14 protein-coding genes and 1 pseudogene are annotated in these 25186 nt (G+C 57.7%); 5 read left to right on the top strand and 10 right to left on the bottom strand.

Annotated features, from left to right (window positions below; all coding sequences use genetic code 11):
- The 3 genes from purD to ACYZT7_RS04055 all read left to right on the top strand — a co-directional run bounded on the left by purD (position 1) and on the right by ACYZT7_RS04055 (position 4833).
- Positions 1–1296: a phosphoribosylamine--glycine ligase gene (gene purD / locus ACYZT7_RS04065; RefSeq protein ID WP_462040045.1), complete on the top strand. Its 1296-nt coding sequence runs from the start codon at positions 1–3 to the stop codon at positions 1294–1296.
- Between the two features lie 99 nt (positions 1297–1395).
- Positions 1396–4173: a hybrid sensor histidine kinase/response regulator gene (locus tag ACYZT7_RS04060; protein ID WP_462040044.1), complete on the top strand. Its 2778-nt coding sequence runs from the start codon at positions 1396–1398 to the stop codon at positions 4171–4173.
- A 63-nt stretch (positions 4174–4236) separates the two neighbouring features.
- Positions 4237–4833 (top strand): MarC family protein, encoded by a 597-nt coding sequence (locus ACYZT7_RS04055; RefSeq protein WP_007937197.1) that lies wholly within the window; start codon positions 4237–4239, stop codon positions 4831–4833.
- Between the two features lie 111 nt (positions 4834–4944).
- Here ACYZT7_RS04055 and ACYZT7_RS04050 read toward each other — a convergent pair whose 3' ends face one another.
- A complete protein-coding gene (locus ACYZT7_RS04050; protein ID WP_462040043.1) occupies positions 4945–5388 on the bottom strand; it encodes a hypothetical protein in 444 nt (147 codons plus the stop codon).
- A 260-nt stretch (positions 5389–5648) separates the two neighbouring features.
- On the bottom strand, positions 5649–6488 hold the full coding sequence (locus tag ACYZT7_RS04045) for a hypothetical protein (RefSeq protein WP_462040042.1): 840 nt from the start codon (positions 6486–6488) through the stop codon (positions 5649–5651).
- A 243-nt stretch (positions 6489–6731) separates the two neighbouring features.
- Here ACYZT7_RS04045 and ACYZT7_RS04040 point away from each other — a divergent pair, with 243 nt between their 5' ends.
- Together ACYZT7_RS04040 and ACYZT7_RS04035 are read left to right on the top strand one after the other, a co-directional pair.
- On the top strand, positions 6732–7382 hold the full coding sequence (locus ACYZT7_RS04040) for a hypothetical protein (RefSeq protein ID WP_462040041.1): 651 nt from the start codon (positions 6732–6734) through the stop codon (positions 7380–7382).
- A gap of 6 nt (positions 7383–7388) precedes the next feature.
- Positions 7389–7460, top strand: a pseudogene (locus ACYZT7_RS04035) (MarC family protein); the annotation flags it as partial.
- A gap of 11 nt (positions 7461–7471) precedes the next feature.
- Here ACYZT7_RS04035 and ACYZT7_RS04030 read toward each other — a convergent pair.
- The 8 genes from ACYZT7_RS04030 to cobG all read right to left on the bottom strand — a co-directional run bounded on the left by ACYZT7_RS04030 (position 7472) and on the right by cobG (position 25050).
- Positions 7472–14539 carry a TcdA/TcdB pore-forming domain-containing protein gene (locus ACYZT7_RS04030; RefSeq protein WP_462040040.1) on the bottom strand — a complete coding sequence of 2356 codons (7068 nt, stop codon included), beginning with the start codon at positions 14537–14539 and terminating at the stop codon, positions 7472–7474.
- 282 nt (positions 14540–14821) lie between these two features.
- Positions 14822–17986, bottom strand: coding sequence for a TcdA/TcdB pore-forming domain-containing protein (locus tag ACYZT7_RS04025; RefSeq protein WP_462040039.1), 3165 nt, complete (start codon positions 17984–17986; stop codon positions 14822–14824).
- On the bottom strand, positions 17983–19884 hold the full coding sequence (locus tag ACYZT7_RS04020) for a hypothetical protein (protein WP_462040038.1): 1902 nt from the start codon (positions 19882–19884) through the stop codon (positions 17983–17985). The genes ACYZT7_RS04025 and ACYZT7_RS04020 overlap by 4 nt, the downstream gene beginning before the upstream one ends.
- Complete coding sequence (locus tag ACYZT7_RS04015) at positions 19881–20378, bottom strand: TcdA/TcdB catalytic glycosyltransferase domain-containing protein (protein WP_462040037.1); 498 nt, start codon at positions 20376–20378, stop codon at positions 19881–19883. Before ACYZT7_RS04015 ends, ACYZT7_RS04020 begins: the two co-directional genes overlap by 4 nt.
- Positions 20379–20716: 338 nt before the next feature.
- The gene (gene cobJ, locus ACYZT7_RS04010; RefSeq protein WP_462040036.1) at positions 20717–22402 is read right to left on the bottom strand and encodes a precorrin-3B C(17)-methyltransferase; all 1686 of its coding nucleotides are present in this window, start codon (positions 22400–22402) and stop codon (positions 20717–20719) included.
- A complete protein-coding gene (locus ACYZT7_RS04005; protein ID WP_033053597.1) occupies positions 22402–23133 on the bottom strand; it encodes a precorrin-2 C(20)-methyltransferase in 732 nt (243 codons plus the stop codon). Before ACYZT7_RS04005 ends, cobJ begins: the two co-directional genes overlap by 1 nt.
- Positions 23133–23759, bottom strand: coding sequence for a precorrin-8X methylmutase (locus ACYZT7_RS04000; RefSeq protein ID WP_462040035.1), 627 nt, complete (start codon positions 23757–23759; stop codon positions 23133–23135). Before ACYZT7_RS04000 ends, ACYZT7_RS04005 begins: the two co-directional genes overlap by 1 nt.
- Positions 23752–25050, bottom strand: a complete 1299-nt coding sequence (gene cobG / locus ACYZT7_RS03995) for a precorrin-3B synthase (protein WP_462040034.1) — start codon at positions 25048–25050, stop codon at positions 23752–23754. Before cobG ends, ACYZT7_RS04000 begins: the two co-directional genes overlap by 8 nt.
- Positions 25051–25186 lie beyond the last annotated feature (136 nt).

The following is a 25186-nucleotide window of genomic DNA, read 5'->3' as shown; positions in this document are numbered from 1 at the left end:
ATGAATGTTTTGATCATTGGCAGCGGTGGCCGTGAACACGCCCTGGCCTGGAAAGTGGCTCAGGATCCGCGCGTGCAGAAAGTGTTCGTGGCTCCGGGCAACGCCGGCACCGCCATTGAAGCCAAGTGCGAGAACGTCGCCATCGACGTGCTGGCCCTTGAACAACTTGCAGATTTCGCCGAGAAAAACGTTTCACTGACCATCGTCGGCCCGGAAGTGCCGCTGGTCGCTGGTGTCGTCGATCTGTTCCGCTCCCGTGGCCTGGATTGCTTCGGTCCAACCGCTGGCGCTGCTCAGCTGGAAGGTTCGAAAGCCTTCACCAAGGATTTCCTGGCGCGCCACAAGATCCCGACCGCCGACTACCAGAATTTCACCGAGATCGAGCCTGCCCTGGCTTATCTGCGTGAAAAAGGCGCACCGATCGTGATCAAGGCCGATGGCCTGGCCGCCGGTAAAGGCGTGATCGTTGCCATGACGTTGACCGAAGCCGAAGACGCCGTGCGCGACATGCTGGCGGGTAACGCCTTCGGCGACGCCGGTTCGCGCGTGGTGATCGAAGAGTTCCTGGACGGCGAAGAAGCCAGCTTCATCGTCATGGTCGACGGCAAGAACGTATTGCCGATGGCCACCAGCCAGGACCACAAACGCGTCGGCGACGGCGACACCGGTCCGAACACCGGCGGCATGGGTGCTTACTCCCCTGCCCCGGTCGTGACTGCTGAAGTGCACAAGCGCGTCATGGACCTGGTGATCTGGCCGACCGTGCGCGGCATGGCCGATGAAGGCAATGTCTACACGGGCTTCCTGTACGCAGGTCTGATGATCGACAAAGCTGGTAACCCAAAAGTCATCGAATTCAACTGCCGTTTCGGCGACCCTGAGACCCAACCGGTGATGCTGCGTTTGCAGTCGAGCCTAGTGTTGCTGGTCGAAGCGGCGCTGGCGCAAGCGCTGGACAAGGTCGAAGCACAATGGGATCCGCGTCCGAGCGTCGGCATCGTGCTGGCCGCGGGCGGTTATCCGGGTGACTACGCTAAAGGCGTTGCCATCAAGGGCCTCGATGCAGCCGCAGCACTGGAAGGCAAAGTCTTTCACGCCGGTACTGCGCTCAAGGATGGTCAAGTGGTAACGGCTGGTGGTCGGGTACTCTGCGCCACGGCAATGGGTGCCAGCGTCGATGCCGCTCAGCAGCAGGCTTACAAGCTGGCGGCCAAAATTGACTGGGAAGGCTGTTTCTATCGCAAGGACATTGGCTACCGTGCCATTGCCCGCGAGCGTGGCGAAAATCAGGAATAAGAGCGCCTTTCGGCCAGGCAAGGGCTTCGGGCCCTTGCCTGACTATTCCGGCGCCGCGCATAGTTATATTCTGGCATCAACCTACGAAGGGATTTCGCCGTGCGCTGGCTCAGGATTGCCATAGGTTTCACCGTCACTCTGCTGACCTTGCTCTGCATGCTCCCGGCCCAGGCCGCGCAAGGCAGTGGCTGGGCGGTATTGCTCGACGAACAGGGCGACCTCCAGCTCAGCGACATCCGTTCCGCTCGCTACACCAATCAATTCAGCCCCATTGAACTCGACCGCCTCACCGCCGCCGAGCCCGATGGCGCGTTATGGTTGCGTTTCAGACTCGCTCCAGGCAAGCATGAACAGTTGCTGCGGGTGTTCGCTCCCGACCTGTCGCACCTCAATCTGTATGTGCTGGACGGCGACACGCTGATCGAGCAACTGAACACCGGCACCGGCCAGCCCCAGGCTGAACGGCCACTGCCCAGCAGCGACTTCATGTTGCCGCTGCCACAAAACGAAAAACCTCTCGATGTTTACCTGCGACTGGTCTCCGACCATCAGTTGAGGCCTTACATCACCCTGCAGTCGGCGGTCATGACCGCGGCCAATCAGAATCAGACGCTGATCTACGGACTGTTGTTCGGTTGCCTCGGGATGTTGATCCTGTACAGCCTCGTCCGCTACGCCTATACCCGCTCACGCAGCAGTTTCTGGCTGGCCGGATGCGAAGCATTGTTGATGCTCAGCCTGTTGCTGTTGCTGAATCTGGCAGGGCCTTGGCTGCCGAACTGGCACGCGGTGCAGACACCCGGCGCCTACCTTGCCTTGCTGCTGACGGCGCCGTGCGGCCTGATGTTCGCCTATCGCTTCTTCGCCCCACTCGGCCCGCACCCGCTGAACAAGCTGCTGCTGGGGGACATTCTGTTCATCGTGGTCTGCGGCTTGCTGCTGTTATTCGTCAACACGCTGCCGCTGAACATCATGACCTACGCCCTGGTCGCGCTGGCAGGTCTGAGCATGTTGTTCGTCAGCGCCTATCACTGGCAAAAAGGTTATCGCCCGGCGCGCCTGTTCGTCGCGGCGATGGTGGTGTTCAACATTGGCACTCTGATCATGTTGCCGGCACTGCTGGGATTGACCCTGGTCGCACCGCAGGGCTTGATCATGACGCTGCTGGGGTTAATCTGCATCAGCGGCGTGTTGATGAGCATTGCACTGAGCGAACGTCAGCGCAGCATCACCGAAGACCGTTTCAGCGTCAGCCGCGACCTGGCCGCCAGCAACGCCGAGATCAACGCCAAGGCCGAATTCCTGGCAAAAATCAGCCACGAAATCCGCACCCCCATGAATGGCGTGCTGGGCATGACTGAGCTGCTGCTGGGCACGCCGCTCTCGGTCAAGCAGCGCGACTATGTACAGACCATCCACAGTGCCGGCAACGAACTGCTGACACTGATCAACGAGATTCTCGACATCTCCAAGCTCGAATCCGGGCAGATCGAACTGGACGATGTGCAGTTCGACCTCAACGCACTGATCGAAGATTGTCTGAGCATCTTCCGCGCCAAGGCCGAACAGCAGAACGTCGAGCTGATCAGCTTTATCCAGCCGCAAGTGCCGCGCGTCATCAGCGGTGACCCGACGCGCCTGCGCCAGACCCTGCTGAGCCTGCTGGAAAACGCCCTGAAGAAAACCGACGAAGGCGAAATCCTGATCGTCGTCGCGCTCGATGAGCGCAGTGCCAAACCGCGCTTGCGCATTGCCGTACAGGACAGCGGTGAGCCGATGGACGCCGAAGAGCGCGACGCATTGATGCACGCCGAACTGCACAGCAAGCACTTCCTCTCGGCCACCCGTCTGGGAGGCAACCTCGGGCTGGTGATCGCCCGTCAACTGATTCGCTTGATGCAAGGAGAGTTCGGCATCAAGAGCGGCGCCAACCAGGGCAGCACGTTGTGGCTGACCCTGCCGCTGGACCCTGACCGCCTCGAACACCCGACGTCCGACCTCGATGGTCCACTGCAGGGTGCACGGGTGTTGGTGGTGGACGACAACGACACCTGCCGCAAAGTGCTGGTGCAACAATGCAGCGCCTGGGGGCTGAATGTGAGCGCCGTACCGTCCGGCAAGGAAGCACTGGCGCTGCTGCGCACCAAGGCCCACTTGCGCGATTACTTCGACGTGGTCCTGCTGGACCAGAACATGCCCGGCATGACCGGCATGCAATTGGCCGCCAAGATCAAGGAAGACCCGAGCCTGAACCACGACATCCTGCTGATCATGCTCACCGGCATCAGCAACGCACCCAGCAAGATCATCGCGCGCAACTCCGGGATCAAACGCATCCTCGCCAAGCCGGTGGCCGGCTACACCCTCAAGACGACGTTGGCCGATGAGCTGAACCAGCGAAACAAGGGCCTTTCCATCTCACAGCATTTACCCGTCGGCCCGACTTTACCGGTGAAAGTGCCAAGCGATTTCCGCATCCTGGTGGCCGAAGACAACAGCATTTCGACCAAGGTGATTCGCGGCATGCTGGGTAAGCTCAACCTGCAGCCGGACACTGCCAGTAATGGCGAAGAAGCCTTGCAGGCGATGAAAGCCCAGCGGTATGACCTGGTCCTGATGGACTGCGAAATGCCGATCCTCGACGGCTTTTCCGCGACTCAGCAATTGCGGGCCTGGGAAGTCGGTAATCAGCGGACTCGCACGCCGGTGGTGGCGCTGACCGCACACATTCTCGCCGAGCACAAAGAACGTGCGCGCCAGGCCGGCATGGACGGGCACATGGCCAAACCGGTCGAGCTGTCGCAACTGCGCGACCTGATCGAGCATTGGGTGGCCCAGCGTGATCAGCAGATCCGGGCAGCGACTCAAACGTCCTGAGCCGACAGACCCCGCAGCGCCTGATAGACTCCCCTCGACTTCCCTCGCCAGTGAGCTTGCACCATGCTCCACGTGTTGTTCAGCGTTTACCTGAAGATGCTGGTGCTTTACAGCCCGTTCTTCGTGTTGTCCTGCTTCATCAGTCTGACCCGCGGTTATTCGCGCAAGGAACAACGTCGGCTGGCCTGGAAAGTGGCGACAGCCACGCTGGTCTCCAGCGTCTTGCTGTACCTGTTCGGGCGGGTGATTTTCAGTGTTTTCGGCATCACCGTGGACGCGTTCCGCATCGGTGCCGGCAGTGTGTTGTTTATCTCGGCGCTGGGCATGGCCCAAGGCAAGTCGGCGGTGCAGACAGACAATGTGCAGCAGGACGTGACCATCGTCCCGCTGACCATTCCCCTGACGGTCGGCCCCGGCACCATCGGTGCGCTACTGGTGATGGGCGTGAGTCAGCCTCATTGGGACGACAAACTCACGGCCATTCTCAGTATTGCCCTAGCCAGTTTCACCGTCGGCGTAGTCCTTTATCTGTCCAACCGCATCGAGCGCATTCTCGGTGACCAGGGCCTGCAGATTGTCAGCCGGTTGATGGGGCTGTTTGTGTGTGCGTTGGCGGCGCAGATTATTTTCACCGGAGTGAAGGGGTATCTGGTGCCCTAAGCCACACCCACTCGCCTCGTCCAAACGATCAATGACCCAGTATCCCGTATATGAAACATCTTCGGGATACTGGGTAGAAAAGGGAGACGCCCCCGAATGAGGTCGTCATCCTTACGGCTGATCGAGACGGCCGGAGTGGGATTGCCGTTGCGAACCGAGCCACTGCACAACGTTCTCTGCATTCTCCTCATAGCTCTTGATGTTAAATCGAGCTATAACAAAACCAGTTTTCACGCCCCCCTGCACTTGGGTTGGATCGAAAACATGATCAATGAGGTTCACCCCCACGTCCTCAACGGTCTCGAAAAGCACCGTAGCAACTGTAAGAAGTCCCTCTTTGTCAACGATGCCTAATTGCATCTTGATATGAGTTTGCCCTTTCGTCACCGTATGATCACGGAACATCCTGGCAAGTGGTGTACTTTCAGGCAACGCAGCAAGTAGCTTGGAAGCGATATCCAGACAACTTTTCTGCGCACCTGAAAGGTGATCCCCAAAAACGCCGAACAGAATATTTGTAAGCGTGAATCGCTCGCCGTCAGCAGGTAACGACATTTTCTGTTATTCGTACAAACTCCAGCCACAAGACTCCAAAGACTCCTTGAAAACTTCGTGCCATTCCACAGTCACCGAGTTTTCGAAAAAGTCCTCGTCTGCGCAAAGCTGGGAAAAAAGAGTCGAATCCTGCACGCTCTGCCGTAAAGACTCTGACAATGATCGGGACAGTAATAAAATACTGCATGTACTTATGTAAACTGAATATTCCATTATTCAACTCTCCCCAAAAAAGCCAGCGCTTTTCTCTTTCAGCAATTTTAAGACCTACGACGACTAAACCTTTGCTTCAGCACTTCCTTCCGATGCTCGCCAAGATATTGTTCAATGTCACTTCGAAACTCTTCATAACGAGCAGGATTAAAGGTGACGAACGACTTCCCTCGAAAAATTTCCAGTGCAGAAGACTGCCAGTTTACAAAGAGAACCCCGCCGTTGTGCGAAGAACCTGTCTGTTTTACTGACGCAGTCGAGGCGATTAGAATACCGTTCTCCAACTGCTCGCATGGAATGACAGACAGTCGTGCACCTTCGGGTATTTTTACCTCGCGATTGAAAAGATTCAAGGTTTTCTCATCATCCCTCAAGCCACCAATTGTGGATTCTATTACTCCACCGAGCACAGCCGCAGCTGGCACACTGGCCTTCACACCGTCCAATATTCCTTTAACGATATCTTTAATCACATAGTCCATATTGACACGCAAAGAACTCTCGGAGTACCGAGTGTAACCATCCTCGGCAATGAAACATCCAAGATCCATTAAGCATCGGACAAATTCCTCATACCATGGCTGAGTATTCTTTCCATTGGGAACCTCGTAATTAGCCTCCATAACGGCCATTGTCATCAAGTTCTCCATCATCGCCATATTGCTAAGCGACATACCCTTACCATAACCAACTAGCGCATCGCCCAGCATCACCGCATCGAGCTCCTTTGTCGGGCTGTCATCTTGCTGTACGGCCAACGCACGCGGACGAGGGCCAACGGACGCCAGCGCCTTACGCTTGTTAACGCGGGCCTTTATCAACTCAACGCTTTGCGCAACGCCAATTACACTCTCAAAATCTTTCATAACTATTCCTTTTTTATCCAATTGACCGCTCCTGCGGACTAACGCCAATCTAACTCATCACTTCCTTATACAACACTCCCCACTGATTACTGAATATGTAAGGGCAAAAACAACTTCACATATGACTGAACAAAAAACCAGACACACACTAAAAACCTAATGGCTTTTAAATTTTCGCCAATGGTTGTATTCATACAATCCAAACAATGCAACCTCGTACAAACACAAAGAAAATTCAACATCAACTCTGACGAGATATCACCCATGAATGAACTACTCTCCGGACTGGTAACCGGCCCGACTCTGGCTTCCTATGTTGAAACAATGTCCTTGAGCGACCACAACGACTTGGCAGACAGCCAGAATGTTGCAACCAAATCGGCCGACCTCGGTTACTACCGTTATGCCGACTCAGATAGCTGGTTTTTAGAATACCTGGAAACAATGGATTACTTGGGCTGGACCGTAAACAGTGAAATTAAAGAACTTAAACATAACGACGTAACCATGTCTTTAGCAGACTATATTGTATGGATGCTCAAGGACCCTATTGAAAAAAATGCAATGATTGACACGTTCGACTCCTTGAAGTCCAACAACCCAGCAATACTGTCGCTGGGTGAAGAAACCGGGGAAGGGCAAACATTACAAGTTATACCAGCCAAGTATGACTCACACGGCAACCTTTTTATAACAATCATTCAAGTGCAGTTGTTTTCCGAAACAAAAAATAGTGATTTTTTATTCTGGAGCTGGGAAGATCGATCAGCAAAAATTATTCGTCGAACTGTACATCTAATGTTAAATCGAGAAAAACTCGGGCATAACAGAGCGCGCCTCAAACTGTTAATTGATAAGTACCGTATGGCGCGATTTTCCTTGAGAAAAAAGAACTCATTCATTGAGTCCCTTTGAAACTCCATGAGCCTGTTTGTCTGCGCCCTTGCGGCGCAGATCATTTTTACCGGGGTGAAGGGGTATCGGGTGCCCTGAGCGGCGGCCGCTTACCCTGCGACTGCCGATTCCGTCAGCAGCTCTTGCAGGGTTGCACTGCCAATCTTGCCTATTCTGTCCCGTAACCGCGCCACGAACATCGATATCGGATGTGACTGCAATGCTTTAAACGCGAGGAACACTTCACCGCGCAATGCCGGGTCGGCCGAACACACATCACGGAAGATCAGGCAGTGCTCGCTGTCCGGGTCAACGATGACCAGATGCTCCTGGACAATCTCGAATAACAGTTTTTCAGGCTGATCGAACGCCCAGATCAATTTGCCTGGAATGGCGGGTATTTCATCCAGCGCATGTCGACAGTCGACGATGACCGAGTCCAGTTTCAGCCAGACTGCCTTCGTCAGATGACACGTCACGGCGCCCTGCCCCAATCGCAGAATCAACGTATTGACGTCATCGGGAATCAGCGGCAAGAGATCGCGCTGGGCCGTCTGCCCTTCGACGACCAGCACTTCACCGTTGCGCTGAACATAATCGAACGGCCCGATGCTTCGCATGTCCGGATAGATATGCACCCATCCATCCTGGCGCTCATGCAGCAACACGTTGACCTGGTCTTGAGTGCCGAGCAGCGCAAAATCCCGCGGCAGGTTTTTACCAGCAATCCGGATCAGCCGGGCACTTTGTACGTCATACCATTGCAAGCTGCCAGGTTCGGACTCCACAGACACAAACTCAGGATGTTCCGCCGCTTCCAGTAACAACTGGAGATCTTTGATCAAGTGTTCGCCATGCACGCTCACCCAATCGTGGCGGACCCCAGTGATGATCTCCGCCTCCTGATAACGAAGCTCCAGTGATACGCCGTCAACGGTTATCCCGCGCAATCCGGCGGCGTCAATCGTCACGTCGGCGAACCGCCAGTCCTCCCACTCCCGCTGATAAGCCGGCAGGCTGTCGCTCAGTAACAATTGCGGGCCGGCGCCAAATGCTTGATCGAGCTGCTGTGGATCGATGAAATTCTGGGTCCAGATCTCACCGTTCGATAGATCAAACAGCCAGACCGCTTGATTGTCCGGGGTTACGCCGAGCAAGCGAACTTCCTTGTCGAGTCCTGGATCGCATAGCACCAAACGGTTATTCACGTACCAGGCGCACAAGTTGCCGCTACCGGTGAAATTGCGCACACCGACAATCGCAAAACCCTTGCCCGGATATTGCTCGGCAATTGGCTCCAGCGCCCGCCACCATTGAGCACGATCCTTGAGCCACTGCTCGCTCAAGCCGCCCAGTTGCACCTCGCCTTGCGAGGTCAGGTTGAAAAACAGTCCGTTTTTATCGAGCGCCACATAGCCGCCCTCGACGACCACAACCTGCTTGAGCTCGGCAAGCGATACCCATCGGTGGGTCCACTGCCCTTTGCCCTCTGTCACGATCCATTGCAGACGGCATAGTTTCTGAACGAGTCGGTCGTAAATGACGAATACATCGCTGTCGTCGGCCATCGACAATAGCATCAGATCGTTCAGGTTCTTGATCAAGTCGGCCCAGCCACGAGCATGTTTCGGGCCAGGCTGCGGATGGATGAGCAGTCGGTCGCGGCTGCGAATCCACACCATGTCTCGGACTGTCGGCTCCCACTTCCAACAGATCGAAACGTAAGCTGCCGGCTGCCAGTCGACCGTTGTCACACCGTTACGCTCTGGGGAAGCTATCCACGTCAAATACTCGCCCAGTACCGATGACCAGTCGGCCAGTTTATCGCTGGCAAATAACACTGCCTGTAGTTCCGGCGCCATGTCGTGAGTAACGGAACTCAACAACAGTTGCCCTTCATGAATCAGGTACCGGTATTGCCTGGCGGGTTGATTACCGACGACGTATTCCTGCACGACATGAATCACACCCTGAGCGTCCGCTTCAATACTGCGAATGGCGCTCTCGCCGTTTTGGAGCAATAAACGATACCGATTCTTGAGTAACCCTGTGGCGGCATCGACTTGCCAGATCACGAAACCCTCGGGGTCGTAAAAATATGCAAATCCATTGACTACCACCGATAGCTGCGGCTCGTTGATGGCAAGCACATCCTCGTTGCGGACATAGAGGAAGCGATCTTCGAGGGAGTCATACCAGGCCGTGGTGTAACGCGGCTCCTGCGGATCCTCGAACGGGATCAGATAGGGATGGACCGGTGTGTACGGCAGCACCAGTCGATGCGCCTGCGCAAGGTTCTTGTAGTGTTCCAGCAATGCCTGTTCATCGAGTCCGTCTGACGCCGTCTGCTCGAGAAGGTCCAACTGGCGTTTACCGCGATTGACGTTGAACAGTTGGTCAGCCGTCCTGATCAGCACCTCGTGGAGACCTTTGCCGGAAAACGTCACGTGGACGCTGCCTACGTACAGTTCGCCCGAAGACTCGATCCGGATCTCACGTTCACTGGCCCAGCTAGCCTGCAACACCCAGCGGCAACGCTTCAGGCTCGGTGAGACGAGGCTGATGTTTGCCCCGGGATTGAGCGTCACTGAACAGGAGGCGTCTGCGCCTGTCAGCTGATAGGACAATTTTCCGTGCCAGACTTTCGGCAAAACGGGGATCACCAGTGCACGTTCCACCGCATCCAGTTGCACCTCGATGAGCGTTTCGCGATACACCGGATTCAGGCGATAAAGAATGTAATCGGAAGGAAAGGAATAGAACGAAAACCGAAACAGCCACTGGCCGTCCGATTGCTTTTTCTCCAGGCGCCGGGCGGTATCGAAACCGGGATCGTGACGTGAGGTGGCAAAGGGCAGAGCCTTGTACTCATAGCCGTAACAGGTTTGCGGCGTACACGGCAGCACGATAGTTTGTCCGCCGGGCGGTGCAAATCCGATCTGTGCGGGCAGTCCCAGCTCCCGGCGGATATTGATCGCCCGCGCGTAATCGGGGTCGAAGTCCGGCACGCCGAAATGATCGCGCAGGGGATACAGTTTCGGACTGTCGAGCATCATCTTCCCGGCATTCAGGTCGATGCTTTTTACGATCAGTGAGGGCTGCGCAACCCAAGCAGCCAGAGCACCATCGTAACGGTAGCCGCCCCCGCGATAGGCCCGCTCCATGTCGTCGAAAAACGTCCCGACCTCCTGCGCCTCGCGCGCGATATTGGCAAATCCTTGGGCCAGTGCTGCCACACCAATGGCCAATCCACCGAGAATCACCCCCGCACCACCGAGCACCGCCGCGGCGGTCGATGCGCCGACCAGCCCGGCACCGATGCCGCCCGCCGTTAACACCAGGCTGGCGGAATCGAATGTCAGCTGAGTGCCGAACTGAGCTTTCTCGACGTCGGTTTGCGCCGTCGTCAACTGATAGACATCAAAGCCGACATTGGCCAGCCCCAACACAGCGCCGACACCTTCGTTGGCCGCATGCCCCAAGGCCTCACCGACTACCGGCGCGCACGTGCGGGCGATGATCTTTTCTTCGCCCAGCGCGGTGCGAACCAACTGCACCAGACCCACCACATCCACGACATTGCCATGCACCAATTGTGCATAGTTGACGTACGCGTGCAGGCGCACGGCGGTGGTCAATGTCCGGCCATCTCCTTCCCGCCCTCGCAAGGCGTTCATCAACGCCTGGATGGTGAAGCCTGCGTTAAGGGTGTGGACACTGCCGGCTTCGGTCGGATCCAGCACGCCGCCCGTCTCGACCGGTTTGCGCGCCAGGGTTGAAAACTGTTCCGACAGCCAGTTCTTGATCCGCAGCAGCCGGTGATCGTCGCTGAGCACCTGAATCACGTGTTGCGGGTCTGACGGATTGATCAGACTCACCCGGTACTTGCCCTCGGGCGTGATCTCCAGCGTTTCGAACAACGGCACCAACGGCGTTGCCGACGGATGCAAATCCTGCAAAGAGGCAGCAGCGTGCGCGATCTGCTGTCCCCACCAGTGGCTGTCCAGCTCCAACAAACTGCTGCCCAGGTGCGAATTGTCGAGCAGCGATTTTCCGTGGGCACTGTTCAAACGCTGGCGAATCGCATGCGCCGGTTTTCCCGGCAAAAGTTCGGGCTTGAGCAGATGCGCCACCTCGAATCCGGCAGACAGTTTCAAGGCGGCTACCTTTTCACCCTGCAATTCGATCAGATCAAACACCGGCCGGGCTTCAGAGCCATAGGCAGCGTAATAGCGGGCCATACCCAGTTTCTGGAAGAAGTGCTCCAGTGCCCGCTTGAACATGGCCGGATGCTCGAATTCGCACAGACCGAAGTTGGGGTCATAAAAATGATAAGTGGCGAGTCCTGCGTTGACGGTCTTGGCCACCAGCATCGAATGATTATCAGAGTTGAGCATCAGCGTACGGGTGCCAGCGTGTTTCTCAAGTGCGGCAGTGACCTGATCCAGATCCGCGCGTTCAAGCGGCGTCCCGACCTCACTCAGTTGCACGTCCCGCAGCTCTTCCAGCGCTTGCACAAAGGCTGCCGAATCATCTTGCCCAGGTTCGATCACCGCCAGAAAGAAACGCTCGCGCAAGCGCCTGGAGGCCATATCATCCTGCGCAAGGGCCGCGCTCATCACCAGCGCCAGCGGATAACAACGCCCGCCAATCGCCTCGCCACCGCTATGCAGCAGCAGATCCTGGGGAACCAGTTGAACGCTGCTGGCCTCGAAATCATCGAGTACCTGCGCCAACCGTTCGCCGAGCTGAATGCGATGTTCAAGGGTGGCCACTTGCTGGATCCGCGCCACACGACGGCCCCACTGAAACAGCGTCGACGCCTGTTTCAAGGCGGCTTTTTTCAGTTCCAGCGCGCTGTCGGACAACATCGGCGCCTGATCCAGATCGCTGGCCAGGCCGGCCATGAACCCCGCAGCCTTACGCTTGTACAGTTGCCGCTCAATAACGGCGTAACGGCCGGAAGCGCCCTGTTCGGCAACGCTATTGGCTAAGTTGTCCAGTTCGCTGGCGGACTCCACAAAGCGCTGGTTATGCAATGAATCCAGCCCTAACAACACGCCCAGCGACAGCCTCTGCAAAGGGCTTGCATCAATGAAGTGTCGGGAGCCACTGGCGATGTCACTCAGCACTTCATCGACCCCAAGGTTTCGAATTTGCGCATCGCTCAGGAAGGCTGGAGTAAGCACCTCGGAAGCCTGGCTCCTGATTGCCTGGCGATCATCAAAACTCAGCGGCAGCGGTTCCTCGAAGCGGATTGCACCATTGTGTCCCTGCCTCATCGCCTCGATGAACGGCTCACCAAGTCCATCGACCAATCGCTGCAACACGTCGGTCAACAGCACCGCTCGTCCTTCGATCAAAGGCCAGCCTTGTTCGAACTCAATCGTCGAAGACTGAAGAAGTTGCGCGAGATCGCCCTTGTAACGGGTCGTGTATCGGCCTTCGCGCCAACGTTGCTGCTCGTCGCTGACCCACTTCACCCCGTCGGTTTCATTGTCTTTCCAGGAATGATCCAGCTCCTCTTCGGTATCGCGGTTGACCGTCGAGTGCGTCGCAATGGCTGCCTCTTCGCGCACAGCCTCGGCAACCGAGGGTGTCAAGTACGCTTTGGCGTAATCGGTCATGCCGTCACGTAAGGCACCCGGGCCGGTCAGATAGATTGTTCCTTCGCTCTGAAGGCGAATGCCGTCGCGGAAGTAGGACGCCACAGCACTCGCCAGAAAGGCTGCGGTTATTTCTTCTTCCATTTGCAGCCCAATCAGCGGCCCATAGGTTTTTTCCAGCACGTCCTGCGCCAGCGGCGCCATGAGGTCAAAATCGCTCAATGCAACACCTCGCTGCGCGGCCAGCCGAGTCGACGCATCAATCACTCCATAGTTGAAACGGAACCGCTCGATCAAGGTTTTCAATACCGCCGAGCCGGGATGTGCCATCAGAAATGCATTGGTTAACGTAGTGTCTTTGGGTAGTGCGCGCAGCATAAAAGGTCGAGCCATCTGATCCGCCGGGGCCTGGAACACCTCGCTCAGGCTTGGCCGTTTTTGCGCAAAAGCCTCCAGTGCCGGCATATGTTCTGGAGCAATGGTCCCGTAATAGCTTGAGGATGCCTGACGCCCAGGCATCCATTCAGGATTGTTGTTCAGCAACAACTGCAGAACGCCCAAACGGGCATCGGAGGTCAGACCGCTGACGTCGACTGCGCCCAGGGTTTTCGACAACGGTGGAAGGTGGTCGACATCGGTATAACTGCCACCTTCGGCATACAGGACTTCGGCGCGCACCACATCGGACGCCGCCGCCAGATTGCCGCGCAAACGCATCTCCCGATCGTAGATATCCTGCAGTTGCAGCGGTACTGCGCCAGCATCGAGATCGCGCAACTGGAAGCCACCCTCGGCCATCTCCAACATGCTGCGACGATTGCCTTCCTTTAACGCTTCCAGCTCCGCCGTATTCTGGCCATAGGCCCGGCTCAGCAAATCCATCCGGGCGTCATCGGCGGATTCCCCTTTCGCCACCGCCGTATTGATGTGCGCATACATCTGTTGTTTCAGAACAATGGCGCGCTCCTCGTACAGGGTAGCCAGCTCATCTTCGGAGATGCTCTTATCCGCGACCTGCAACAGGGCATCTGCCTTGGCGGCTTCAACAATCAGTTTGTTGGTTTGCCAGGCCAGCAGCGCATCGCTGTCATACCAGAGATTGAGGGTGTAGCCATGCTCGGCCAACACCTGTTTCCATACATTTAGGTAATCGCGCTGAATGACGCCAAGACCTCCGCCGAGCCAGACAAAGTGCAACGTCTTGGGAACTTCCGTCGCCACCACTTTCATCTGCTCGACACTGAACTGAAGACGCGACTCATAACGTTCGACTCTGTCATGTATCTGCGACAAATCCACGGCACCATCAGCAATGCGAGTCGACGGCGCTGCGAGGCTGCGCTTCACTCGATGCTTGTCCAGCAACTGTACCAGCGCCTGTTTCAAGAGCCCCAATGGCTCGAGCAATCTGGGCGACTCCAGCAAGCTGATACAGGCAAAGTAATAACGGATCACCGCATCGTATTGCTCGCTATTCCTATACGGCAACAGCGCTCTCTCAAGATCAGACAACTTGAAAAGGCTGACGAACTTGACATAGCCGCCACTGTTTTTAACTTTCGCGTCCTGCATGGAAAACACACTCCTGGATTTATTCTATTAATTAATATGCCAACAAGCAGACACATAAAAACACCGCCGCCGGACGTGGAGCCCAGCGACCCTTTCACTCATGCCAAAGACACCACTAAAAACATGATTAATAAAACGCAAACTTAAAAGTTTGTTTTGCTTGATAGTGCATCAATACGATAAAAAGACCCGCAGTCCGAAAGAGCCGGCTCTATTGAGACCCTGCGGCTTTCTTGATCATTTCACCCAACACGACATACCCCGCATCGCCCTGGGTGTCCCTCAACATCTCCAGCAATCGTTCAAGGCCAAACCTATGGTCATGCCCCCGGAGCTTGATGCTGACTTCCAATGGCATCCTTGATTCTCCATCCTGAGGATCCCAAGGAACACCGCCCACTGTCCGTCGGCTCGCCCGGAGACGTCGAATACACGGTTCAGCTCGGGTACAAAATACTTGTAGCGATCCGGAAAGCTTTCGACTTGCAGAACCGAGGCATGGGCATTACCCGATATGAGTACTTTCAAACGCGACTGCAACTGATCAGTCGTCTCACCGCGAACGTAAGACCATTGATTTTCCACGCTCACGATCCGTGCAGGCCGGTTGTCCAGCAACTCCAGATTCACGCCTTCACGGGTTCGCCCCCGTAACCCTTGCCCGTCGGTCAGCACCTCGGCAAACGACCAGCCAGACCAGACTTTTTGCGCGACCGGCAGGTGCTCGGGATGCAGCACACGAGCGCCATTGGCAAAGGCCGGCCGAACGGCTTCGAACCCGATTAGCCTCTGGCGATAGATCTGCCCTGCTGCAACATCGAGCAGCCAGCCCGCTTGCCTGTCGGGGGTCAGCCCGAGCAACGCCAGCGCTTTGCCATGACCGATGTCCGCCAGCAGAAGCTGTCCGTCGATGCACCACGCCGCCAGGAAGGTACTGTCGGAACCGATGGCCAGGCCAATAATCGGAATCGGCCTACCCGAATGTTCTTTCACCAACTCAGGTAACGCCGTGAGCCAGTCTGGATGCTGCTCGAGCCAGCGTTGGCCGACGCCGACGAACTTCAGTGCGCCGTCCATCTCGATCTCACACAGCCGGCCATCCGCCTTGGTGGCGATGTAGCGGCCGGCAGTGGATGAGACCTCTACAACATCGCTCTCGATGATTTCGTCACGGAACGTAGAAGGCTCGTCCAGATCCCTAAATCCACGGAAGAGAACGTTGCGCTCCTTGTCGTAGAAAAGCATGGCGTCATTATCGACGTGATCCCACATCAGCATGATTCTCTGAGTGAGTCCTATGCCATCGCGAAAATACTGGTTGTCATGCAGACGAATCCAGACCGAATACTGGAACTCCTCCCACAGATACATACGCCCGCAAATGAATTGAGCGGACGTCCAGTTGGCAATCGATGCAGCCATACCGGGCGTCTCATCCGCAAAGGAATGAGGCTGCCCGAAGGCGTCGATCGGATCCCTCCAGTCCTCCACGTCGCTGCCAAAAAATTGGTCGTGACGAAACGTTCCCCAGGTATTGATGCCAACGAACGTCAGGGACTGATCGGAGATCAGGTACTCCAACGTATAGTCGTAGGTCCGTTTCCTCTTCATTTTCTGCACCACGCGCAGTTTCCCGTCTGCGGTCTGCTCGCAACCGCTGATTGTCGAACCGCTTTGCGGATTCATCAGGCGATAGCGATGGTCGGCCGTTCCGGTGGTCGCTTCGACACGCCAGAGGGTCGGATGGTCTGGATGATAGAACCAGGCGTGTTGACCGCTGGCGCCACCCAGAAGGATCCCGTCGTTGACGGCAGCCGGGAGATTGCGTGCGTAGAGCACCCGATCCTGCGCCACATCGTAGTATCCGGTGGTGTACGCCGGTGCGGATCGGTCGTTGAACGGGATCTCGTAGTTGTGCAACGGCACATACGCAGAAGACAGCCGCTTCTCGTGCGCCCGCTCGCGAATCCGGGCCAGAGCAGCCTGCAGTGCAGTCTTGTTCGTTCCGGTGTCCAATGTGACGGACAGCAACACCCACTGTTGCTGGTCTTGGTCGAACCGGAAAAGCCCCCCGTTCGCCAGTTCGAGGAACCCTTCCAAGACTCCGAAACCCTCGACCTGGACGCCGTCGATGGTCAGGATTGTATTCTCCAACGTAACCTGTTTCTCACTGACCCATGGTGCACGAATCATCCAGCTGACCGACTCGCCGAGAGTGCTGTTCCTCAAGGCAACCGCCACGATTCCGGGAGTCAGGCAGAGCTGATAGAGACCCGAGTGAGCGCTGATTACGTAGGAAATGCAGTTTTTCCATTCCCTCGGCAACTCTGGCACCAACAATTGCCGGACATGAGCGTCCAGGATCACGGCTATCTTCGTCGGTTTGTAGACTGGGTTGAGCTTGTAGAGGATGTGCGGGAACGGGGTATTGGCAAAGAAGTAAAAACGACGCTCACCTTCCTCGTCATATTCCAGCTTGCTCACCGTGCTGTTGTGCAGGCTCGGGTACCAGGTTCCCGAAGGAAGGTCTGACGCCTTAACGTCGGACTCGCCTTCCTTCGGCACATAATCGAATCCTGCCGACCCCAGTTGGTACTCATAACCGTAGTAACAAATCGGCGTACACGGCAATACCACTGTCCGTGTCGGTGGAGTCCCCGGATCCAGCACTACGAAATCTGGCAGCTCCAATGCTTGGCGGATGTCGATGGCCCGGTGCAACTGCCCGGGATTCGTGTCGGGCTGCGGCAGTTCCAGACCTCCGCGTACCATCGGGTAAAATTTCTGGCTGTCGAACCCGATGCGTTTTTTCGGCAGGTCCAGATGAGTGATGACCGCCTCCGGTTCGAAGCGCAAGACCCCGTCCTTGCTCGTGTAAGCGGCGACTCCGTAAGCGTCCACGATATTGCGCAAATGCTCGCCCACGGCCCTGGCCTTGTCGCTGATTTGCCCCAGGTTGCTGGCGATGGCCGTCACACCGATGCCCACGCCCAGCAACGGCACCGACAGGATGGCCGCTGCCGCGCCGACGGTTCCACCCACGGCCAGTGCAACGACATCCAGCCCCAGTGCCGCCACGTCGAACACCAATTGCGTGGCCAGCCGCGAACGTTGCTCCTGGTTGTTCGCTACGGCCAGGCCATAGATGTCGAAGCCAATGTTCACCACGGAAAATCCGATTCCTACCCCCGTGGACGCACGGCCCAACAGCCGCCCGGACAGCGACGACTGGCGTATCGCCAGGGCCTGCTCACTGGCGGCGACCTGACGAACCAGATTGATGATCTGCACCGAATCACTCACCACGCCATAGCCCAGTTGGGCATAACTGACATAGACCTGCACCTGAAGAGCGACTGCCAGCGCCGGCACTTGCTCCTCCCCGGCCTGATACTCACGGTTGCGCATTTCGGTGATCAGGGTCTGGATGACGAAGGCAACACTCAAGCGGCTTCCACCGGGCCGGTGTTGTTGCCCGCAACCCTCTCCAGCAAACCTCGAATATGTTTTTTTAACTTGATAAACCGCGAGTCGGCGGTGGTGACCTTGACAGCATCCAAGGGATTGCGGGCGTCCACCATCGTCAACGTGTAACCCGTCTCCGGACTGCCCTGAACCGTCTCCAGCAATGGCAAAAATTTACGCCCCAGGTCATTTTCGCTGCGCAAACGGCTGGTCGCCTCATCGAATTCACGCGCCCAGTAACGTCCGTCCAGTTGCGCCAGACTGGCCCCCATCCGGGCGTTTTCCGACAGTGAGCGCGTGCGCTGAACAGCCTGTCGTTCCCATACTGTGGCGGTCTGACCGGACGCAACCGGTCCGTCATTCAACAAGCGGCCTACTTGCACTTTTGATGGCAGGATCCTGTCGGCAATGGCCGCAGGATTGAGTTCGATGACGTTGAATGACGGGGTGGCAGACAGGCCGTACAACCTGGCCAATTCGGCGTTGCCATGACTCAGGTAGCGCTCAATTCCCTCCTTCAGCGACTGCACCTGGTCAAATCCATACACGGCGAAATTGGGATCAAAGAAACGATAGAAACTGCTGTCGCCGACGACGACTTTCGCCAGAAGCAGCGCATGATTGCCAGTATCGAGCAGCAACACGCTCGTGGTGGTTTTCGCTTCCAGCGTCTGCAGGATCTTTTCCAGGCTGTTGGTTCCCAGTGGCGTTCCGGCGTCGCTCATGGCGACGCCGAGCAACTCATCCAGAGCCTGCATCAATACCCGGGAATCGGCGTCATCGGGCATCAGACTGGCACTGGCCACCCGGCCGACCAGCGTTCGCTCGGCGCTCACACCCCTGCTCAGCGCCACCGCCATGAGCAATGTCAGTGGGTAGCACCGACGGCTCGGGTCGCCCGGTGTGCGCGCCAGCAAATCCTGAGGTAACTGCCGCGCGGAAAGGGCGCCGGCCTGAAAAAACTGTTCACGAACCTGCGCAGCACGCTTGAGAATTTGCGTGTGATATTCCCGTTGCGCGGTGCCGTTGACTTGCGCGATACGCTGCCCCCACTGGTTCAAGCTCGGGGGTTCGGTCAACGCGAGTGCCTTCAGCTCCCGCGCCGTTTGCAGGCCGGGGACGCCGCCCTGCGCAAGGCCTGCTTCGAATGCCGCAGCCTTGTGTTGGTGCAGGGTTTTCTCGATCATCGCGTAACGGGCAAACACCCCGCCATCAGCGGTTTCCCGGGCCAGCTTGAGCGCGTCTTGCCAGGCGTTGGCAAAACCCGTGGCATCGAGGCTCTGGGCGCCGAACAAACCGCCCAGCACAACGCGCTGCAGCGGGCTCAATTGTTCGATAGGAAGCGAACCGTGTTCGAGACGGGCGAACAACTCATTGAGGTTCGCGGCTTGCTCTGCACCGAGCGACGGCGGGAGTTCGCTGACGGGTTGGGCGAGGATCTGCTGGCGTTGGTCGAAGCTGAGGCTCAACGGTTTGTTGAGTATCATCTCGCCGCTGATCTTGCTTCGCATCGCCTGGATTAAGGGCTCGCCCAGATCATCCATCAACTGTTGCAGTACAGCCGTCATCAACACCGGCCGGCCTTCTATGACGGGCCAGCCTTTTTCGAGAGTAAGGGTCTGACCTTTAAGCAATTCATTTACATTGCCCTTGTAACGTAGGTTATAGGCCCCTTCCTCGATCTTTTTTGCTTCAAGTTCGAACCATGCAGTTTCCGTCCTGGCGTTGTCTTTCCAGCTGTGGTGGGTCTCCTCTTCGGTTGCCAGATTAAAACCGTCAAACAGATTGACCCTGTCACTGACTGGTTGGCGAGCACCAGAAACTCCATGTTCAACGACGAAATCACTCAATCCGCTCGATACCGCACTTGGCCCGCTCATGGCAATGGCCGATTGGTTTCATGGGCCAGCAGCGCGTCACTGTCGTACCAGAGATTAAGGCTGTACCCATCGGGCCCCGCCATCTGCTTCCAGACATTGATGTAATCACCCTGGATTGCCCCTATACCTCCTCCCACCCAGACAAAGTGCAGTTTTTTGGGTACGGCTTTGGCAGTACTCAACAACTCCACGGTGGTGGTCAAGCGAGTATGGTAATCCGCCAGAGTTGCTCGAAGTTGTTGCAGTTGGGTCTTCGAGGCATTGGCTGGAATTGAGTCGATAACTGCCTTAAGCAAACTGACCGCCGTCAGCTGTTCGGACAAACTGGAGGCCGTGACAGCACCTTCGTAATAACGCAGCGCCTTGCCTTGATATTCCGAATTTAACTGGCGCGTGATGACGAACTCCAACTTTTCCTGTTCAACAGATCTAGAAAAATCTCGGCCAATCAGCCCCCCTGCCTCTGCACTTTTCAATTGAATATCCTTTTTCATTGAGCAAACTTGTTATTCAAAAAATAACGTCAACTTGCACAATCCATCAACTCGCAAGGAATTCAATTAATGTCAGAACAAGGGAAAAACCTACATCAACTGCTTACCGCACAACCCTATAAATAAGACTCAACCCAACGGCGTCGAGGTGCGAGTGCTTTATAATTCACGCATTACAACCCACGCTCTTTGTATGTCCAATTATAAGAATTGAAACTTGGGCAAATAACAAACCCACAACAACAGTAGGAAACGGCTGCCAAAAGGGTGTATCAGAGAGATTCGAGAGTCGACGGGATACGATCCAGTGCAGCGGCCCTGCAAAGGGCCGCCCGATTTCAGGAGGCGGGTTTAACGCCATACCAGCGCGGGGTGTACACCCAGTTTCCACCCTCGGCGCGAGGGAACACGCAGGTGGCGGAAGAACCAATCAGCACCATAGTGCGCATGTCGACCTGATCGGGGGTCAGTTCGCCGAGCGTGGTAACCCGTAGCGACTGGCCAGGACGGCCAATGTCGCGGCCCAGCACCACCACCGTTTCTGGTGTGCGATGCCGGCCGACGATTTCCAACGCCTGTCCCAGTTGCCATGGCCGCGCACGGGAAATCGGGTTATAGAAGGCCAGCGCAAGATCGGCTTCAGCGGCCAGATTCAGGCGCTTCTCGATGATCGACCAGGGTTTGAGGTTGTCCGACAGCGACATCACGCAGAAATCGTGGCCCAGCGGCGCACCGGCCTGGGCGGCGGTGGCGAGCGAGGCGGACACGCCCGGCAGAATTTCCAGATCGACGCTGTGCCAACTCGAATCACTCGATTCGTGCAACGCCTCCAGCACCGCCGCCGCCATGGCGAACACGCCAGGGTCACCGGACGAAACCACAATCACCGAACGGCCTTGCGCCGCCAACTCGAAGGCGTGACGAGCGCGCTGCATTTCTTCGCGGTTGTCGGTGCAATGCAGCACCTGATCTTCGCGGAACGGGCCGGCCATGCGTACGTAGGTTTCGTAGCCAAGCACGTCGGTGGCCCGCGCCAGTTCAGTTTTCACGGCGGGCACCATCAGTTCGGCGGCGCCGGGGCCGAGCCCGATCACCGCCAGCCGTCCGCGCGTGCGGCCGATTTGCGTCACGTCCAGCGGCTGTTCGGCCACGGCTATCGTAATGTCGCGGGCCGTCGCAATGATCGTCATATCGAGCGTGCCCAGGTCGCTCACGGAGGTGACAAACCGCAACGGTACACCCAGCTCCAGCGCCGCCTCACGCAATGCCGGACTCGCCATCTCATCCTCAGCCGCCACGAGACAGGCCAACGACTGCACCGCCACGTTCGCTTGCTGCAACGCCACGCGAATCGTATCCGGCAGATCCGCCACCCCGGCACTCACCGCTACCGCGACGCTGCGAGGATAGATCAGCAATTCATTGGCGCTCGCCTCACGCTCGGCGCTGCCGACATGGATCGAGCGCTGCGCCTGCGGATCTTCCGGCAACTGCGCCTGATCCAGCCACGGCGCGGCGCCCTCAATGCGCACGCTGTGTCCGGCGAGCAGATCGGAAACGAAACGCTTGCCCGACTCCAGATCGCCCAGCGCGTAACCGCTGGGCGGATTGAGCAGGCAGGTGCCGAAACGCAATTCGCCGCTGGTGGTGATTGCCGCAGCAACCTCGAGACCGGCAGCAATCTCTCGCGCCATGACGTTCACGCCACCTAGGCCACCGAGCAGCGGCACCACGGCGCTGCCATCTTCAGCCACGGCCAGCACTGGCGGCTCGGCGCCTTTTTCCAGCAGTAACGGCGCCAGGGTGCGGATCACAATGCCGGCCGCACACAAGGCGATAATCGGCGTGTCCTGCTGATAGAACTCACGCAAGGTGGCGCCGAATTCGTGATAGACGCGGTCCGCGCCTTCCACCCGTTCGGCCAGACCATGAATCAAAGCGCCAGGGTATAGCTGCGCAATCTTGCGCGCGGTCGCGAGGCTGCCATTGCCGAGAATGACAATCGCGGGAACTGGACTGGACATCAGCCTTGCCACCTTTCACCGGGAACAATGATCAGTGAGAAGTACGGCGACGACATCGGCTCGACCTGATCCAGTGGGACAATTTTCTGATTGGCCATGGTCGCGCGTTCAACGTACAGCGCACGTTCCGCCAGCCCGAGTTCTTCGAGCACCTGACGAACCTTGGGAAAGTTGCGCCCCAGTTTCATGATCACGGCGGCATCGGCATCGGCCAGACGACGCTTGAGATCGTCGGCGGGCAATACACCCGACAGGACGGACAAACTCTGATTGCGATACACCAGCGGTGCGCCCAGCACCGAGGCACCGCCGAGCATCGAGCAGACACCCGGCACGACTTCGGCTTCATAGCGCTCAGCCAGACGATCGTGCAGGTACATGTAGGAGCCGTAGAAGAACGGATCGCCTTCGCAGATCACTGCCACGTCACGGCCAGCGTCCAGGTGCGCGGCAAGTTCTTCGCCGGCCGCATCGTAGAAATCGCTGATCACTTGTTCATACGACAGCGGCGCCGGCAACGCTTCGGTGGTCACCGGATACACCAGCGGCAGCAGCGTTTGCGCGTCCTGCAAGTGCGCCTCGATGATGCCGAAGGCGTTGCCTTTTTTGCCCTTGGCGACGAAGTACGCCACCACCGGCGATTCGCGCAGCAGGCGCAGGGCTTTGACGGTAATCAGTTCCGGATCACCGGGGCCGACGCCAAGACCGATCAAACGTCCAGGTTGCTGCATCATTCGATCTCCGTAGCGAGGGCATTGACGGCGGCGGCGGCCATGGCGCTGCCGCCCAACCGGCCTTGCATGATGACGAAAGGCACACCGCGACTGTCCGCCGCAAGCATCGCCTTGGATTCGGCGGCACCGACGAAGCCCACCGGGAAGCCGAGAATCAGCGCCGGTTTCGGTGCGCCGGCGTCGAGCATTTCCAACAGATAAAACAGTGCGGTCGGCGCGTTGCCGATCACCACCACGCTGCCTTCCAGATCCGGACGCCATAGCTCCAGCGCAGCGGCGGAACGGGTGTTGCCCAGCTCACGAGCCAGTTCCGGAACGCTGTCGTCGCGCAGGGTGCAAATCACTGGGTTGCTGGCTGGCAAACGCGCACGGGTCACACCTTCGCTGACCATCCGCGCGTCGCACAGAATCGGCGCACCGGCGGCCAGCGCCTCACGCCCGGCCTTGCCCGCGCCTTCAGAAAATTGCAGGCCGTCGATGGCGTCGACCATGCCGCAAGCATGGATCACACGGACCGCGAGTTTTTCCAGGTCGGCCGGAATACGCTCGAGGTTGGCCTCGGCACGAATGATCGCGAAGGAGTTGCGATAGATCTCCTGACCGTCGCGGATGTAATCAAGCATCAAGGGGGCTCCGTGAGCGGGCGTCGAGCAAGGCTGCGACCGCTTCAATAGTAAGGTTGCGTGCGTGCAGCGCGCCGAAACCCGGCTGCGCTGCGTCGCGAAAATAGAGGTCGTAGTGACCGGGGCTGACCGCCAGCAACGTCACTGGAGCGCGATGCGCGGCGGCACAGGAGCGCGGACAACCGGACAGATGTACGTTGAGCGCTTGTGGCAGCAAAGTCGCCAGATGACGGGCATCACATTTGGTATCGGCCAGGCCTTTGCCGCAGCCGTTGGAACCGGTGCAAGCGATCAGCCGGGACAGCGGTTCAGTGGCCTGGGTCAACAGGTTCAGCCGTTGCAGATTGTGGACGACTTCAACAGCGTCGGCCTCACTCACGTTGGGCAATAACAGGCTTTGCCAGGGAGTGAAGCGCAGACTGCCGTCACCAAATTGGCGCGCCAGTTGTGCGACACCACGCAGGGTTGCCGGATCGAGACGACCGAGGGGTGGCACCGCGCCGACGTAGAACAGTGCAGCATTGTTCTGCGGATGAACGCCGATGTGCAGATCCTCCGGCACTGGCGTGCGTTGCCAACTACTGACGGATTGCAGCGACACCCGTTGTCCGAGCCTTTCGAGGAACACCGCCGTTGGGTATTCGTCGAGCAGATGGCGCATCCGCGCCTGCTCCGGCCGTGCCAGTTCAAGGAACAACTCCAGCACTGCCACCACCAACGCATGCCCGTATTCAAGCTTCACCGCTGCCAACGGTCGATCGCTCGGGCAACCGGCCAGACCGAATGCCAGCAAGGTTTCAGCATTGTGTTCGAACGCCGACAGCCACACGTCGTGCGGATGTTCGAGCATGGCCAAGGCCTCACCGCCATCCAGTTGCACGGCGAACTTGGCGCTCAGTTCATGGAAACGCGGATGGCTCTGCAGAGTGTCGAGGATCTGCTCGGCAAGTGTGCAGGTGTCGAAGTGCATCTGCCGGTCAATCCCGGCGGCCGGACTGAGCATCAGGTTGCGCACATCGTCGCCGGCGGCGGTTTGCGGCCCGAGGCCGGCGGCCAGCAGGCCCTCGATCAGCAGCGCGGATTGCTGGCCGATCCCGCGAATCTGCAGATTGGCCCGGTTGGTCGCCTCGATGGCCCCGCCGGCGAAACGCTCGGCGGCATCCGCCACTGCGTCAGCCTGATCTGCCGTGATCGAACCGCCATTGAGCTTGATCCGGCAGATCCCGCCGTCCAGCGCCTGGACGATACGCAGCAACCCCGGACAGGCCGAGGGGCGGATGGCGGTGGACATCGGGCGTTCGTTCAAAGGGGTGACCGGCAATGTGGGAAGAGCGCTTCGCGGACGAAGCGCGGTATTATGCCTGCTTTGTCCGGCAGCATGAAAAGTCTGCCCGTCGGAACGGCCGGTCGACCCGGCGATATGCGCG

Source organism: Pseudomonas sp. RT4P38 (assembly GCF_054897765.1).
This window is presented reverse-complemented; position numbering and strand designations above follow the sequence as displayed.

Excerpts from the sequence above, each read along its gene's own strand:
- purD (WP_462040045.1), top strand. The coding sequence starts at position 1 with ATGAATGTTTTGATCATTGGCAGCGGTGGCCGTGAACACGCCCTGGCC.
- ACYZT7_RS04055 (WP_007937197.1), top strand. The coding sequence starts at position 4,237 with ATGCTCCACGTGTTGTTCAGCGTTTACCTGAAGATGCTGGTGCTTTAC.
- ACYZT7_RS04050 (WP_462040043.1), bottom strand. The coding sequence starts at position 5,388 with ATGTCGTTACCTGCTGACGGCGAGCGATTCACGCTTACAAATATTCTG.
- ACYZT7_RS04040 (WP_462040041.1), top strand. The coding sequence starts at position 6,732 with ATGAATGAACTACTCTCCGGACTGGTAACCGGCCCGACTCTGGCTTCC.
- ACYZT7_RS04030 (WP_462040040.1), bottom strand. The coding sequence starts at position 14,539 with ATGCAGGACGCGAAAGTTAAAAACAGTGGCGGCTATGTCAAGTTCGTC.
- ACYZT7_RS04020 (WP_462040038.1), bottom strand. The coding sequence starts at position 19,884 with ATGAGCGGGCCAAGTGCGGTATCGAGCGGATTGAGTGATTTCGTCGTT.
- ACYZT7_RS04015 (WP_462040037.1), bottom strand. The coding sequence starts at position 20,378 with ATGAAAAAGGATATTCAATTGAAAAGTGCAGAGGCAGGGGGGCTGATT.
- cobJ (WP_462040036.1), bottom strand. The coding sequence starts at position 22,402 with ATGTCCAGTCCAGTTCCCGCGATTGTCATTCTCGGCAATGGCAGCCTC.
- ACYZT7_RS04005 (WP_033053597.1), bottom strand. The coding sequence starts at position 23,133 with ATGCAGCAACCTGGACGTTTGATCGGTCTTGGCGTCGGCCCCGGTGAT.
- ACYZT7_RS04000 (WP_462040035.1), bottom strand. The coding sequence starts at position 23,759 with ATGCTTGATTACATCCGCGACGGTCAGGAGATCTATCGCAACTCCTTC.
- cobG (WP_462040034.1), bottom strand. The coding sequence starts at position 25,050 with ATGTCCACCGCCATCCGCCCCTCGGCCTGTCCGGGGTTGCTGCGTATC.